Annotated in this window: 1 protein-coding gene; it reads right to left on the bottom strand. The window is 37.2% G+C overall.

Annotated elements, in window-relative coordinates; all coding sequences use genetic code 11:
* Positions 1-171 precede the first annotated feature (171 nt).
* Positions 172-423, bottom strand: coding sequence for a DUF2999 family protein (locus tag L2764_RS27525; protein WP_248943507.1), 252 nt, complete (start codon positions 421-423; stop codon positions 172-174).
* Positions 424-664: the final 241 nt, after the last annotated feature.

Raw genomic sequence — 664 nt, 5'->3', positions numbered from 1 at the left:
ATGGTTATCTTGCCATGATTTTATCACTTTTGATGCACTCAAAGAGAGTGTAAAAAACATCATGGATAATTATCCGTCAAAATATACGATAACTTTTAGTTAAGCACTTAGAATCGATAGGCTACGAGAAAAGGAAAAGCTAGCGAGCTAGCTTTTTAGATTGAGGTCATATTACTTGTTCAATACCTCTTTTGCTGTTTCAACTTTAGAAAAATCAAGTCCTAACTCATTAACCGCTTCTTTAATTAATTCAGGCTGTTGCATTAATAACATCATTAATGATTGCAGTTTGTCTTGAGGGAACCCCAATTGTTGGACTGTGGCCATGGCCATTAGTGGGTTTTCCGTTAACGCCTGAAAAACGGCTTGGATTTGAGCGTCACTGACATTATGTTCTTTTAATATAGCAAGAATAGGATTCATTAGTTTACCTGTATGTGCTGTTAATTTTAGCGATATTGAATTATGGATAGTGATATTCTATCAAAATAGTGAGGACAGCAGAATACTTGGTTAGGTTTACTTTTATGGTGAGTAAAAGATGGTGTTAAGCGTGAGCGTCCGGCGAACTACGCCTTGCTTAGATTAACATGCCAAGGTAAGAGACTATTGAGATCACAGTTGGGGGGGAGATAGCTGTTCCAAGCAATGTTCGATGTAATCG

This window comes from Shewanella surugensis, assembly GCF_023284005.1.
Taxonomy (GTDB): domain Bacteria; phylum Pseudomonadota; class Gammaproteobacteria; order Enterobacterales; family Shewanellaceae; genus Shewanella; species Shewanella surugensis.
This window is presented reverse-complemented; position numbering and strand designations above follow the sequence as displayed.

Coding starts and splice junctions, on each gene's coding strand:
- L2764_RS27525 (WP_248943507.1), bottom strand. CDS start 423: ATGAATCCTATTCTTGCTATATTAAAAGAACATAATGTCAGTGACGCT.